The 13,876-nt window shown below is 65.4% G+C and carries 13 protein-coding genes; 5 read left to right on the plus strand and 8 right to left on the minus strand.

Annotated features, from left to right (window positions below; translation table 11 throughout):
• The coding region (locus tag AAGA11_15520; protein ID MEM9604276.1) for a tetratricopeptide repeat protein at positions 1-405 on the minus strand (405 nt) is incomplete at its 3' end.
• A gap of 407 nt (positions 406-812) precedes the next feature.
• Between AAGA11_15520 and AAGA11_15525 the strand changes: the two genes are divergently transcribed.
• Together AAGA11_15525 and AAGA11_15530 are read left to right on the plus strand one after the other, a co-directional pair.
• On the plus strand, positions 813-2,018 hold the full coding sequence (locus AAGA11_15525; protein ID MEM9604277.1) for an O-succinylhomoserine sulfhydrylase: 1,206 nt from the start codon (positions 813-815) through the stop codon (positions 2,016-2,018).
• An 82-nt stretch (positions 2,019-2,100) separates the two neighbouring features.
• Positions 2,101-3,489, plus strand: coding sequence for a hypothetical protein (locus AAGA11_15530; protein MEM9604278.1), 1,389 nt, complete (start codon positions 2,101-2,103; stop codon positions 3,487-3,489).
• A 13-nt stretch (positions 3,490-3,502) separates the two neighbouring features.
• Here AAGA11_15530 and AAGA11_15535 read toward each other — a convergent pair whose 3' ends face one another.
• Positions 3,503-4,186 (minus strand): inner membrane-spanning protein YciB, encoded by a 684-nt coding sequence (locus tag AAGA11_15535; protein MEM9604279.1) that lies wholly within the window; start codon positions 4,184-4,186, stop codon positions 3,503-3,505.
• Positions 4,187-4,349: 163 nt separating this feature from the next.
• Here AAGA11_15535 and AAGA11_15540 point away from each other — a divergent pair, with 163 nt between their 5' ends.
• The 3 genes from AAGA11_15540 to scpB all read left to right on the plus strand — a co-directional run bounded on the left by AAGA11_15540 (position 4,350) and on the right by scpB (position 7,279).
• Entirely contained in the window at positions 4,350-4,973 is a 624-nt protein-coding gene (locus AAGA11_15540; GenBank protein ID MEM9604280.1) for an L-threonylcarbamoyladenylate synthase, read from the plus strand.
• 72 nt (positions 4,974-5,045) lie between these two features.
• Positions 5,046-6,005 (plus strand): ScpA family protein, encoded by a 960-nt coding sequence (locus tag AAGA11_15545; protein ID MEM9604281.1) that lies wholly within the window; start codon positions 5,046-5,048, stop codon positions 6,003-6,005.
• Positions 6,002-7,279 (plus strand): SMC-Scp complex subunit ScpB, encoded by a 1,278-nt coding sequence (gene scpB, locus AAGA11_15550; GenBank protein MEM9604282.1) that lies wholly within the window; start codon positions 6,002-6,004, stop codon positions 7,277-7,279. Before AAGA11_15545 ends, scpB begins: the two co-directional genes overlap by 4 nt.
• A 27-nt stretch (positions 7,280-7,306) precedes the next feature.
• Here the strand turns inward: scpB and AAGA11_15555 are convergent, their stop codons facing one another.
• The 6 genes from AAGA11_15555 to xylF all read right to left on the minus strand — a co-directional run bounded on the left by AAGA11_15555 (position 7,307) and on the right by xylF (position 13,704).
• Positions 7,307-8,317: a hypothetical protein gene (locus tag AAGA11_15555; protein ID MEM9604283.1), complete on the minus strand. Its 1,011-nt coding sequence runs from the start codon at positions 8,315-8,317 to the stop codon at positions 7,307-7,309.
• 113 nt (positions 8,318-8,430) lie between these two features.
• Positions 8,431-8,970, minus strand: coding sequence for a hypothetical protein (locus AAGA11_15560; GenBank protein ID MEM9604284.1), 540 nt, complete (start codon positions 8,968-8,970; stop codon positions 8,431-8,433).
• A 227-nt stretch (positions 8,971-9,197) separates the two neighbouring features.
• On the minus strand, positions 9,198-10,499 hold the full coding sequence (xylA, locus tag AAGA11_15565) for a xylose isomerase (GenBank protein ID MEM9604285.1): 1,302 nt from the start codon (positions 10,497-10,499) through the stop codon (positions 9,198-9,200).
• Positions 10,500-10,540: 41 nt separating this feature from the next.
• Positions 10,541-11,320, minus strand: a complete 780-nt coding sequence (locus AAGA11_15570) for an ATP-binding cassette domain-containing protein (GenBank protein MEM9604286.1) — start codon at positions 11,318-11,320, stop codon at positions 10,541-10,543.
• Positions 11,317-12,618, minus strand: coding sequence for a sugar ABC transporter permease (locus tag AAGA11_15575; protein MEM9604287.1), 1,302 nt, complete (start codon positions 12,616-12,618; stop codon positions 11,317-11,319). The genes AAGA11_15570 and AAGA11_15575 overlap by 4 nt, the downstream gene beginning before the upstream one ends.
• A gap of 78 nt (positions 12,619-12,696) precedes the next feature.
• A complete protein-coding gene (xylF, locus tag AAGA11_15580; GenBank protein MEM9604288.1) occupies positions 12,697-13,704 on the minus strand; it encodes a D-xylose ABC transporter substrate-binding protein in 1,008 nt (335 codons plus the stop codon).
• Positions 13,705-13,876: the final 172 nt, after the last annotated feature.

Below are 13,876 nucleotides of genomic sequence, written 5' to 3' on the forward strand. Positions count from 1 at the left end.
CACGTCGGGTGCGTCCAGCCACGAGAGGGTGGGCAGCGCAGTGTCGCCCGTCGTGCCGAGCGCAGCGCTGATCGACGTGGCGGCCTGGAAGGCCCTGAGTGTCTTGAGGTTGGCAAAGGCCGCCGCCGCGATCGGGTCGGATGCGATCACCCACTCGAGTGTGGCAATGGCGCCGTCGACGTCGCCCTGTTGGGCTTTGATGACAGCGAGGTTCTGGTTGGCTACGCGCACCGGCACGGCGCTGGCCTCGGTCGAGGCCAACACGGCGTCGAGTGCCGCACGTGCGGCGGCGAGCTCGCCACGGGTGTGTGCGTTCTTTGCTTCGGTGAGCGTCTCGGCCGCCACCGGGCCGAGCAGACAGAGCGCGATGAGCGCGGGCAACAGCGGTGTTCGGAGCCTGTGCATGTGTGACCAGTTGACCGGGGGCAGTGACGCCGTCGCAAGAACCGAACCTGCGCGGTCCCCGGCACGCGAGGCTCTCGACACGGCGCCCGCGGCGGCGTCGAGCGCCGTGGGCAGCACACGTGGCCGACGACGGTGGGTGACCGAGCAGGGTGGCGCAGCAGGCGCGGAGCCGAACACACGCTGCTCGCCCGGTGCTGCCTCGCTAATCGTAGCAGCCCGGCGGGGACGTCGTCGCCGGTGTCGTGTGGCGGTCCGAGTTGTCAGACGGGCGGGTTTTTGCCAATCTTGTGGGGTGTCGGCGCCGATTTGACCCCTCAGCTTGCGGGCGCTTGATAAATACCGCTAAAGCGACGCGGGCCCGGACCGGTCCTCCTGCAGTCGCCCCGCCGTTTTGACTGGAGAGACCGATGAGCCCATCCGACCACGACCCTGACCGCCCACTGAGGCCCGAGACGGTGGCCCTGCGCCACGCGCAGCACCGCACCAACGAGCGTGAACACAGCGAGGCGATCTTCGCGACGTCGAGTTTCGTGTTCGACGACGCGGCGCACGCCGCTGCGCTGTTCTCCGGCGGAGACGTCGAAGACAACGTCTACTCGCGGTTCACCAACCCCACGGTGCGGGCATTTCAAGACCGCCTTGCCGCACTCGAGGGTGGCGACGCCTGTCTGGCCACCGCCTCGGGTATGGCGGCGATCATGGTGCTGTGCCTCGGCACCTTGAAGCAGGGCGACCACGTGCTCGCGGCCAAGGGGCTGTTCGGCTCGACGACGACACTGCTGATGCGTTACCTGCCGCGCTGGGGAATCGAGGTCGACCTGGTACCGCTCGCCGACGCCGAGGCCTGGGCGCGTGCGGTGCAACCCAACACGCGGTTGCTGTTTGTCGAAACGCCCACCAACCCGCGCATGGAAGCAGCCGACATCGCTGCGCTCAGTGCGATCGCGCGCGGTGCCGACGCCCTGCTCGCTGTGGACAACTGTTTCTGTACACCGATCCTGCAACGCCCGCTCGAACTCGGTGCCGACGTTGTGATGCACTCGGCGACGAAGTACCTCGATGGCCAGGGCCGGTGTGTCGGCGGGGCGTTGGTCGGCGGCCATGAGCTGATCGACGAGACGCTGTTCGGTTTCATGCGCTGCATCGGCGCGAGCATGAGCCCGTTCAACGCCTGGGTGTTCCTCAAAGGGCTGGAAACCCTGGCCGTGCGCATGCGTCAGCACTGTGAGAATGCGCACCACCTGGCGACGTGGCTCGAGGCCCAGGATGGGGTCAGGGAAGTCATCTACCCGGGATTGGCCTCGCACCCGCAGCACGCCCTGATCACGCGGCAACAATCCGCGGCAGGGGGCATGGTGTCCTTCGTCGTCGACGGTGGCCAGGCGGCGGCGTGGCGGCTGATCGACGGTGTCAGGCTGCTGTCAGTCACCGGCAACCTTGGCGACGCGCGCACCACCATCACGCACCCGGCGACCACCACCCACGCGCGGCTCAGTGACGCTCAGCGGGCCGACGCGGGCATCGAGCCCGGTTTGATTCGACTCTCCGTCGGGCTCGAGCACGTCGACGACATCCAGGCAGATCTGTCGCAGGCACTCGGCGCGGTCAGCTGACCGCGTCGCGCCGTGCGGCCGGCGCGAGTGTCGGAACCCGCGGTCTATAATCGCCACAACCACTCCTGGGATGTGTCGGTCGATGCAGCCGAAGCCGGACACGCACCTGCTCTTCAAAGTGTTCTTTCGCACCGTCGTGTTTGTCTTCACGTGCGGCTTGCTGATGTACCTCATTCCCACGCTGTATTTCGGCGTGAACGTGGAGTTCACCGGGCCGCGCCACGACGGCTACGTCGAACTCGCCACCATGCTGGTGTCGGGCGAGGGCTTTCGTTTCGAGTCGGGCGGTGCGCCGGTCATGCACCGTCCGCCGCTGTACCCGATCCTGCTGATGCCGAGTGCACTGCTGCCCACCGGGTGGCAGGAAGTGTCGGTGATCGCGCTCAACAGCGTGTTCGCCGGTGCCACTGCAATCATGTTGATGGTGCTTGCGCTGCGGTTCTTCGGGTCGCGACGCGTGGGGTACACGGCGATCCTGTTCTACCTGATCAGCCCCTGGCTCTACCGCCTGGTGTCGCTGCCGCACACGGCTCTGCTGCAGTCGACCTTGTACCTCGCGTCGTCATTGTTGGTGTTGTCGATGGTGTTCGGAAACCGCCACGGTGACCCGCTGTCAGCCCGGCGCTTCCGGCGTGTCGCACTGATGTTTGGCGCAGTTGGCGGCTTGTTGACGCTCACACACGGCGTCGGCTTTCTGGTTTTCGGCGCCACGCTGGGCGCGCTCATGGCGTACATGGCGTTCTCCGAGGTGCACCGTGACATCAGCGGTCGGGTGTCGTCTCTGGTGTTGGCCGCGCTGGTCGCCGGCTGCCTTGCAGCACCCTGGGTGGTCCGCAACGCGGTGGTGCTGCCGATCACTGTGCCGGTGACAACGGGCGCGAGCTTCAACTACTTCATGGGCAACGTGTACTGGAACATCGGTGGATACGAGCACGACTACGAGGCCAGTGCACGGCAGAATGCGCTGACTGCCGGTGGCGTCGAAGAGCCCGCAGAGAGCGCCATGCAGTTCTGGGGTGTGATGGATCCGGCGAACGAAAAGCAGCTTGCCGAGGCCATGCGCGTGCACATGGCCGCGCACCCCCTGGATGTCCTGAAGAAATCGGCTCTCTCGCTTTCGGAAAATTTCTTTCCGGTCACCCACCTCGCGTACTGCCAGTCGCACGCCGGTGTGAGCTGCCAGCAACACAGCCTGTTCAGCACGCTACACCGGGTCGGCTTGAGCCTGTATTACTTCGTGTTGATCGGCTTGGCTGTCGCCGCGGTGATCCGGGGTCGCCAACGCTGGCCGGCAATACTGATGTTTGCACTGGGTGGCCTGCATATCGGACCGTACCTGCCGCTCGGCCAATGGGCACCACACGGCATCTACGGGCTCAGCGCCGTGTTGCTTGTCACGGTGTTCTCCGCCGCGACTTGCGTGCGCACACCGCTACCGTCGCGGGCGGCGGCGTCACGCTCCATGCGGTAGTGCTGGGGCCGGGTCAGGTCGGTGCGTCGGGGGCGTCCCCGTCGTCGTCCTCGGTCTCCATGTGGCGCCCGAGGTAGACCGCCTGACCGACGATAAAGACCACGGTCAACCCCAGCAAGCCGAACAATTTGAAGTTCACCCAGAACGACTCCCGGTCTGCTGCGGTCCGGCAAAGCGTGAGCGCGTCACCGGTGAAGTCGCGCTCGCAGTCGAAGGGGTCGAGCTGCTCGGCCGTGATCTCGGGCACGGCCTGACGCAGCGCGTCCTCGGCGCTCAGGTAGTGCCGGGCGACGAACAGGTTGGCAGCGCCGCTGACCACGAAAAAGCCGACCCACATCCAGTTGAGGGTCGACCACACGGGTTTCTCCAGGGTGAGCTGACCGTCAAGCAGCCGCTGCACCAGCGGCTTGCCGAACGCCGCCGTGCCAGCGAAAACCGCCGCGAACAGCCAGTTGATCAGCGTCGGCTTCCACATCACGAAGGCCTTGTCCTGCAACCACAGGGTCAGTCCGCCCATCACGGTGATGATGACCAGCGACACCAGGTGCATGCGTTCGACCTTGCGGTGGCGCAACCAACCGATACACACCATGACGAGGGACGCGACGATCGCCACCCCGGTCGCCACGTAGATGCCGTAGAGGTTGTACGCGGCAAAAAACAGGACGATCGGCAGAAAGTCGTAGAGCAGTTTCATGCGTCAACGGGTGCGTGGGTACAGCGCGATTCTAGCCCGCTTTGCCTGCGTTCTGTGCCGGGATTTGTTGCTCGGATTGCGCACCCGTTCTCGAAATCGGGCGTGCTGGCGGTGGCGGCCGTGGGATACTGCGGGTTGTGCGCCACCATGAGCGGTACGGCACGTGAGTCAGTTTTTCGCCATTCACCCGGACAACCCGCAGCGTCGCCTCGTGCGCACCGCCGTGTCGATCGTCCGCGACGGCGGTGTCATCGTCTACCCGACCGACTCCTGTTACGCACTCGGCTGTCACATCGGTGACAAAGGTGCCATGACGCGCATGGCGCGTATCCGCGCGATTGACAAGGCCGACAACTTCACTTTGGTGTGTCGCGACCTCGGTGACCTCGCGACCTATGCGCGTGTGGACAACGCCACCTACCGCGTCTTACGCGCACACACGCCGGGACCCTACACTTTCATCCTGCGGGCCACGGCGGAAGTGCCACGCCGTCTGCAGCACCCCAAGCGCAAGACGATCGGACTGCGTGTGCCGAAGCACAACATTGTCAGCGCCTTGCTCGAGGAACTCGGCGAACCGATCCTCAGCAGCACCTTGCGCCTGCCGGGCGAGGAACTCCCGATGACCGATCCGCACGACATGCGTGAACGGTTGCAACACCAGGTTGACCTGGTCATCGACGGTGGGCCCTGCGGTGTCGACCCGACCACGGTGGTGTCCTTCGAATCCGGACGAGCCGAGTTGATCCGACACGGGCGGGGCGACCCATCCACGTTCGTCGACTGACGGCTTTCGGATGGATTGACGTATAATTGGCGAAACACCGAAGCAGGTTTTGCCATGGCCCCTGCGCCCCCTGTGAGCGCGACCGAGTCAAACGCCCCCGAGCCGTCCACACACGACGCCGACGGTGCGCCGGTCCAGGCCCAAATCCCGCTCGCCGTGGTGCGTGGCGAGCGCATCATGGAATTGCCGCGCGACCTCTACATCCCGCCGGATGCGCTGGAGGTGTTCCTCGAGGCGTTTGAAGGGCCGCTCGATCTGCTGCTCTACCTGATCCGCAAGCAAAACCTCGACATACTCGACATCCCGATCACCGTCATCACGCGCCAGTACATGGCGTACATCGAGATGATGGACACCCTCCGCCTGGAGCTGGCTGCCGAGTACCTCGTGATGGCTGCCATGCTTGCAGAAATCAAGTCGAGGATGCTGCTGCCGCGGCCGGAGGAAATCGAGGAAGAGGACGATCCCCGGGCCGAGCTGATCCGGCGACTTCAGCAGTACGAGCAGATCAAGAGCGCCGCGGTGCGGATCGACGACATGCCACGGCTCGAGCGCGACCTGTTTGTCGCCTCCGCCGAGCTGCCCGAGTTGCGCCGACGCAAGCCCGAACCTGATGTCGACATCAAGCAACTGCTGCTCGCACTGAACGACGTGTTCACACGCGCCGATCAACTCGCCAACCACCACATTTCCCGCGAAGCGCTGTCGGTGCGCGAAAAGATGACCCACATCCTCGGCGAGCTGCGCAGCGACGAATTCACGGCCTTCGCCGACCTGTTCCAGCCCGAGGAAGGTCGGCTGGGCGTGGTGGTGAATTTTCTCGCGATTCTGGAGTTGATCAAGGAATCCCTCATCGACATCCAGCAAACTGCCGTGTTTGCGCCCATCTACCTGCGTGCCCGCGGCAGCCTCGACCCGGGACCGAGTGACGACGGTGATGACGACGGTGACGGCGACGGTGACCACGACCCGTCCTTCGATCGAGACCCGGTCGACACGGCCGAGCCCGAGCCGCTGGCGGAAGTGGGATGAGCCAACACAAGACACAGCACATCATCGAAGCGGCCCTGCTGACGGCGGGCAAACCGTTGAGCGTGCAGCAGCTTCAGGCGGTGTTGTCCGAAGACGACACACCCCTCGACAGGCAATTCGTACTCGCCGCGCTCGACGGCCTCGCCGACGACCTCGCCGGGCGCGGGGTTGAGCTTCGACAGGTGGCCAGCGGGTACCGCCTGCAGGTCAAACAGGAGTTTGAACCCTGGGTCGCGCGTTTGTTCGAGGAGCGGCCGCCTCGGTACTCGCGAGCCCTGCTGGAAACCCTTGCGCTGATTGCCTATCGGCAGCCGATCACCCGAGCCGAGATCGAGGACGTTCGCGGCGTCAGTGTCAGCAGCACGATCGTCAAAACCCTGCTCGAGCGCGAGTGGATCAAGGTAGTCGGCCAACGTGATGTGCCCGGGCGGCCGTCGATGTACGGCACGACCAAAGCCTTTCTCGACTACTTCAACATCAAGGCGGTTTCCGATCTGCCGCCACTCGACGCGCTGCTGGATCTCGAGACCATCGACAAGCAGCTCGACATGCTCGGCGGTGGCGCTGAGCCGTCAGCCGAGTCGGTGCCGTCGGTGGACGCTGACGACATGGAGGAGGGCGACGCGGATGCCCTGCCGGCGTCGCTCGACGGTGGCGATACCGTCAGCGCTGCCCAGGGAGACGCCACGGACCCTACGGGCGCCACATCCACCGGCGCGTCAGTGGCCGTGGCGGGTGGTGACATCGGTGGCGATGCGACTGAGATTGACACCGACGGTGATGCCACCGAGGCCGACATCGACGGGCTCGTCGAGATGCTCGACCAGCTCGACGCGCCTGGTGACATCAGCGACGACGTGGTCACTCTGGACGGGGTGGACGCCGACGCCAGTGTGGGCGACGTGCCGGTGGATCACAACCCTGTCACCACACCCTCGGCCCTGGCGCGCAGCGGCGACACCGTGGCCGCGGTCGAGGCCGCCCGCTCGGCGCTGGCGGAGCAGGCTGAACGCGCACTGTCGGACATTGCGTCGCGTCAGGACGGTGTCGATGCCTCGGTCCAGGAAACACCCGGCCCGGCAGATGACCCGACCCTCAACGCGCTCGGCACCGAGCCCTCGCTGGAATCGGATGTGCCCGCGGCCCCACCACACGACACGGACATTGCGGCGCTCATCGACGCCGACAACCGCAACCATGAGGCCGCGCGTGGGGAACCCGTAACCCCGGCGGACTCACTTCGGCGAAGCGCGCCCGACACCGCAGGCGATTGAGGCCACTGCACGCCGCGACAGTGCAGATCAGGCAGTCCCTTCAGTGCCGATGCACGACACCGTGGCAACTGGCCCCGTAGCCGGAGCTGCGGCAGCCGAAGCTGCGGCAGCCGAGGCTGAGACGGCAAAGGGCTCGGCGATGTTGGCGGTGTCCGCCGAGCAAGACGCCGGCGTCGGCGATGCGCTGCCCGACGACGGTGGCCCTGAAACGGTCAGCGCGGCATCGGCGCGGGCGTTGGAATCGGCGCTGGAGGCCGCGTTGGCCCAGCCCGACGCACCGGCGCCCGACGCACCGGCGCCCGACGCACCGGCGCCTGACACGGCAGCGCCTGACACGGCAGCGCCCGCCCCCGCCACCTCAAATGCCTTGGACACGGATGCGGCATCGCCGGTCGCTCCACCCGTGCCGCCCGAGGACGAGGCCGGAGCGTCATCAACCGACGACGGCGCCGTACTCGGGCGCCGTCCGGTGCGTGGTCGAAATGCAAAGACCGAGGCCGAGGCCGAGGCAGCGGACGCGGTCAGTGACGGGTCCACGGACACGGCTGAGGCAACCGGCGCGCTCGGCTGGTTGGGGCGGGCGAGTCGGTTGGTCACACGCGCAAAGCGCGCATTGACCTCGGCTCGGGCCGCATCGTCTTCGACAGCCCACGCCTCGGGGACGGCGACGTCTGCGCCGCGCAAACGCGCAAAAACACGGCGGTCGTCGACACCGCGCGCCCCGCGTGCTTCGGCGCGCACCGAGTCGAAGCGCGCCGGCCTGTTCCACGCGTTGCTGGACCGGGTGGGGTGGGGCACCCGAGCGGCACCGACCAGGCGGCGAACGACCAGGCCCCAACGTGCACGCTCGGCACCGGCCAAACCGCGCGCCCGTCGGACTGCGAGGCCGCAACCGCAACGCGGTGTGTTGTCACGCGTCTGGGCACGGATGGGTTGGGGGCGCACCGAGGCGATGGACGACTTGGATGTGGTGGCGGAGTCGACTTCGGATACAGCCACCGCCGACACGCCGGCGAAACGCACGCGCGCAAAACGCACAGGCACCTCGACTCGACGCAAGCCGCGCAAGACCGCTGCAAACCAAACGGAACCCACGTCGTTCTGGCGGCGTGCGGTGCGGCGGTTGCTCAGGCGAGGTTAGGGCGTATCGCTCAGATTGGTGCGACCGTCAGGGTCAGCGTGTCACTGTAGGAGCCTGCGGGCACCGCGTCGAGAGCGGCCTCCGTGATGCTCACAGCGAATCGCGCGTTCACGCCACTGAGATCTGCGCAACTCGTGCTGCTCGATCCTGCCATGGTGGTGGTGTTCACCTGCCCTGAATTGAGTGGCACGGCAGCAGCGCCGGATTGGTCATCTATCCAGCTCAGCGTGTAGGCAAGCGCATTGTTCGAGCCGTCGGTCATCTCGAAGACGCCAGTGCCGTTGGTGCTGGTGGCCTGGATGCTGTAGCTGCCCGTTGAGCTGTATACACACGCCTGGCCGTCGGCGTTCTGGTCTCCGCCGCCAGCTGTCCATTGGGGGAAATTGACATCGGTGATGTTGGTGATCAACACCACATCGCCCTTCGAAATCGTGATCTCGGCCGTGCCGGTGGAGGATGCGCCCAGGGTGCCTTGCGTCGCCGCCTGAGCGACGCCACACAACAAGAGCCCGGCACTCAGGGCGACCGGAAAGCGGATTCTCGTGAACATACCGGCAGTCAGACCTCGCTACACGCGATACCCACCGTCGCGAAGCACCGTTGTCCAGCGTGTGCGCGGTGGTGTTGTTTTTATGGAAACCGTATCTGCCGGCGCGGGGAAATCTTTAGCACAGAGTGCAAATGAAAAACGGCGCACGTGGCGGCCGGACCAGGCCGCCGGCGTGCGCTGCGGCCAGGCAAGCTGCCCGACCCCGGATCTGATGGCCTGAATGGCGATCAGACGAAGCGGTTGACGAGGTTCTCGAGGATCTCCTGGCGCCCCGAGCGCGGTTCCGGTCGGATGTCCTGGTCGCGCACGCGCTCGGCGAGGTCGGCGAGCGACCCGGCCAGCAACGCCTGGGCGCTGTCGTGCTCCCAGCCCGCGTAACGGGTCTGGAGTGCAGCCTCGAGCCCGCCGTCCTCGAGCATGGCCATGGCGGCTTTGAAACCGCGTGCGCAGACGTCCATGGCGCCAACGTGCGCTGCGACAAGGTCCTCGGCGTCCAGAGACTGACGCCGCAACTTGGCGTCGAAGTTGGTGCCACCGGTGGTGAAACCCCCGCCCTTGAGGATGTGGTAGTACGCCAGCGCAACCTCCGGCGTGTTGTTCGGAAACTGGTCCGTGTCCCAGCCGGATTGGTAGTCGTTGCGGTTCATGTCGATCGAACCGAACATGCCCTCGGCGACCGCCACGGCAATCTCGTGCTCGAAGCTGTGGCCCGCGAGGATCGCGTGGCCCTGTTCGATGTTGAGTTTGACCTCGTCCTCGAGCCCGTACTTGCGCAGGAAGCCGACACAGGTCGCGACGTCGAAGTCGTACTGGTGTTTGGTGGGTTCCTGGGGTTTGGGCTCGACCAGGATGGTGCCGCCGAAGCCGATCTTGTGCTTGTACTCGACCACCTGGTTCAGGAAGCGGCCCATGTGGTCCAGTTCGCGCCGAAGGTCGGTGTTCAGCAGGGTTTCGTAGCCCTCACGGCCACCCCAGAGCACGTAGTTCTCGCCGCCGAGCTTGTGCGTCGCGTCGAGACAGGCCTTGACGGTCGCGCCGGCGAAGGCGTAGACATCGGGGTCGGGGTTGCTCGCCGCGCCACCCATCCAGCGGCGGTCACTGAAGAGGTTGGCCGTGCCCCACAGACACTTCATGCCGGAAGCCGCCATCTTCTCGCCGATGTAGTCGGTGATCTCGTCCAGGGTCGACACGTTGTCGGCATAGTTGCCCTGCTCTGGACGGAGGTCGGCGTCGTGCCAGCAGAAGTAGGGCGCCTGCACCGCGTTGAACAGCTCGAAAGCCGCATCGGCCTTGAGCCGGGCATTGGCCATCGAGTCCTGCGGAAACCAGGGCCGATCAAAGGTACGGCCACCGAAGGGGTCCCCCCCTTCCCACGCAAAGCTGTGCCAGTAGGCGATGGCAAAGCGCAAGTGGTCGCGCAGGGCTTTGCCGGCGATCACCTCGTCCGGGTTGTAGTGCCTGAACGCCAGCGGGTTGCTGCTGTCCGGCCCTTCGTACTGCGTGGCCGAAAACGACTCGAACAAGGACATGATGGGTACTCTCCAGTGGGGGCAGACAACCGGGTGGCGGCTCAGGCCGCCGCTTCGCCCGGCTTCTTGCCCAGAATGATCATCGACAGCAGGTCGTCGTCGGTCACATCGGGGATGCTGACCGTGCCGACCAGCTGGCCGTTCTTCATGACGCTCGCGCGGTCGCACAGCTCCATCACCGCGTGCACGTCGTGGTCGATGAGAAAGATGCCGATGCCCTCGGCCTTGAGCTGTTGAATGAGCTCGGCGACCATCGCCGTTTCCTGGGGGCCGAGCGCCGCGGTGGGTTCGTCCATGATCAGGATGCGCGCGTTGAAGTAGACCGCACGGGCAATCGCGACCGACTGGCGCTGACCGCCTGAAAGCGCAGATACCGGTTCGGTGAACTTCTGAAAATTCGGGTTCAGCCGCGCCATGATCTTGCGGCATTCGGCTTCCATCGCCGCCTCGTCCACGAGGCCGAGGGGTGTCAGCAGCTCGCGCCCGAGGAACAGGTTGCTCGCCGCATCGAGGTTGTCTGCCAACGCAAGCGTCTGGTAGATCGTTTCGATGTTGTGCTGCCGCGCGTCACGCGGGTTGTTGATCTCGACCGATTGGCCGTTGATGCGGATGTCGCCGGTCTGCTTGGCGTACGCGCCCGAGAGCACCTTGATCAGGGTCGACTTGCCGGCGCCGTTGTGGCCGAGCAGGCCAACGACTTCGCCCGGGTACAGGTCGACGCTGACGTCGTCCACCGCTTTGATGCCGCCGAAGGACACGCTGATGTTGTTGAGCTCGACCAGGGGGCTGCCCTGGTGCGCTTGCGACGGTTGCACACTCATTGTCGAACCCCCAGGCGCTTGCGGTAGATGATGTCGATCAACACGGCGGCGACCAGCACGCTGCCAACCACGATGTTCTGGAACGGGGCGTCGACGCCGACCATTGCCATGCCGGACTGCAGCGCTTGCATGATCAGCGCGCCGAGGATGGCGCCGTGGATGGTGCCGACACCGCCGGAGAGGGCGGTGCCGCCGATCACGGCGGCGGCGATGACCCGCAATTCGTCGAGTGTGCCAATGTCGTTGGTGTGGTTGGCCAGGCGCGAGCTTGCGACCACGGCTGAGAGCGCGCACAGAAAGCCCATCAGCGCGAACAGCTTCACGGTCAGCCACCGGGTGTTGATGCCGGAGAGCTCCGCGGCGTCCGGGTTGCCGCCAGTCGCGAAGATGTAACGCCCGAAGCGTGTGCGCCGCGCAATCAGCGTCATGATCAAGGCGACTGCAATCAGGATGAGCACCGAAATGGGCAGTCCGTAGCCGACCTCCAGACCCTCGGGCATGGTTTCACCGCGGGCCTCGAACAGGCGCTTGAGGCGCCGTGTCGGAATGTTGTAAGCGTTCAGTGTGGCGATGAAACCGAGAATGGCCGTCACGATGACCAGACCGAGCGTGTACTCCGCCCACAACGGCTTGACGGTAAACCCGTGGCCCAGCTTCACCCGGCGGCTGCGCCACTGCACGGCGAGTGCCGCGAGACAGGCACCGACGCCGACCACCCAACTCCAGGTGGTGCCAAGGGTGCCGTTGGTGCCACCGAACATCATGAAATTGCTGTCCAACGGGCCGATGGTCTGCCCGCTTGTCAGATACCAGGCGACGTTCCGCCAGACGAGAAAGCCGCCGAGGGTGACGATGAAGGCCGGGATCGTGAGGTAGCCCACCATCCAGCCGTGGAAAGCGCCGATCAGGGTGCCGGTGATCAGACCCACGGCCAGTGTCACCACCCAGATGGCCGGGTTGTCCAGGCCAAACCCGAGCATGTGGGGCAGCACTTGCGTTTGGGTCATCGCCATGACGGCGGAGCTCGTGGCCAGCAGAGCGCCAACGCTCAGGTCGATGTGACGCGTGACGATCACGAACACCATGCCGGATGCCATGATCGCGACTGACACCGTCTGGATCGACAAGTTGAACAGGTTGCGCGGGGTCAGAAAACGCCCGTCGGTCAAAAGATTGAAACCGATGCAGAGGACGATCAGCGCGCCGATCATGCCGAGCAGACGGCTGTCGACCTCGAGTTGCTGCAGCAAGCTGCGTTCGACCGTGGGCAGGTCGGGTGTGGACGGACCGGCAGCCATCGTCGTCTCCGTTCAGTGGATAGGGGCGTGGATGACGGCCCCCGGTCGGGGGCCGTCGGGTGTGATCCGCTCGGGGGATCAGTTACAGGGGGCCGGACCGTTGCTCACGCCCTGGCAGAGGGCATCCTGGGAAATCCAGCCGGCGTCGACCACGTCTGACAGGTTGTCTGCTGTAACCGGAACCGGTGCCAGGAACATCGAGGTCATGGTGGTGCCGCCCGGTGAGGTCCAGCTGCCCGCGCCTTCCACGTCGGACATGGCTGTACCACCGGCGAGGGCGACCGCGATCTCGCCTGCAGCGCGGCCGAGGTCACGGGCATCCTTCCACACGGACACCGTCTGAGTGCCTTTGGCAACGCGGTTCAGTGCCGCGTGGTCGCCGTCCTGGCCCGACACCGGAATGCCTTCCATGCCCTGTGCAGTGAGGGCTGCGACCACGCCGCCGGCGGTGCCGTCGTTGGATGCGACCACGGCGTCAACGCCGTTGTCGGTGGCAGTCAGAATCTGCTCCATGTTGCGCTGGGCGTTCGCGGGCAGCCAGCCGTCGGTGTAGGCCTCACCGACGATCTCGATGTCGCCGCTGTCGATCGCGGCCTGCAGCACTTCCTGCTGACCGCCGCGCAGAAAGTCGGCGTTGGGGTCTGTGGGTGACCCTTTGATCATGACGTAACGGCCTTTCGGCTGAGCGTCGAACACCGCGCGTGCCTGCATGCGGCCGACTTCGACGTTGTCAAAGGTCAGGTAGAACGCGCGATCGTCTTCGATCAGCCGGTCGTAGGCGACCACGGGGATGCCTTCATCCGCTGCGGCCTGGACCGCCGGGCCAATCGCCTGAGCATCCTGTGCCAGGATGATCAGCGCATCGACACCCTGCGCGATCAGGCTCTCGATGTCCGAAAGCTGTTTGGATGACGACGACTGTGCGTCGGCTGACAGGTAGGTCGCGCCGCCAGCTTCCAGCGCGCCGAGCATCGCCGCTTCGTCGGTTTTCCACCGCTCTTCCTGGAAATTCGACCAGCTGACGCCGACTGTCACGTCGGCCGCGTTGACATTGACAGAGACCAATGCGGCCAGGGCCGCCGGTATAAGTGCTTTGGTGAGTTTCAAAATGTTCCCTCCCGGTGAGTGATGCACGCGCCGACACGCCCCAGGGGGCACTCGGCGGTGACATATAAGTATCACTATTTATTTCGGATGGCAAATTAAATAGTATTGTGCAGGAAAGACGCGCGCAGGCGGTTGCCATTGCAGCGTCGTG

The sequence above is a fragment of the Pseudomonadota bacterium genome, from assembly GCA_039196715.1.
Lineage (GTDB): Bacteria > Pseudomonadota > Gammaproteobacteria > CALCKW01 > CALCKW01 > CALCKW01.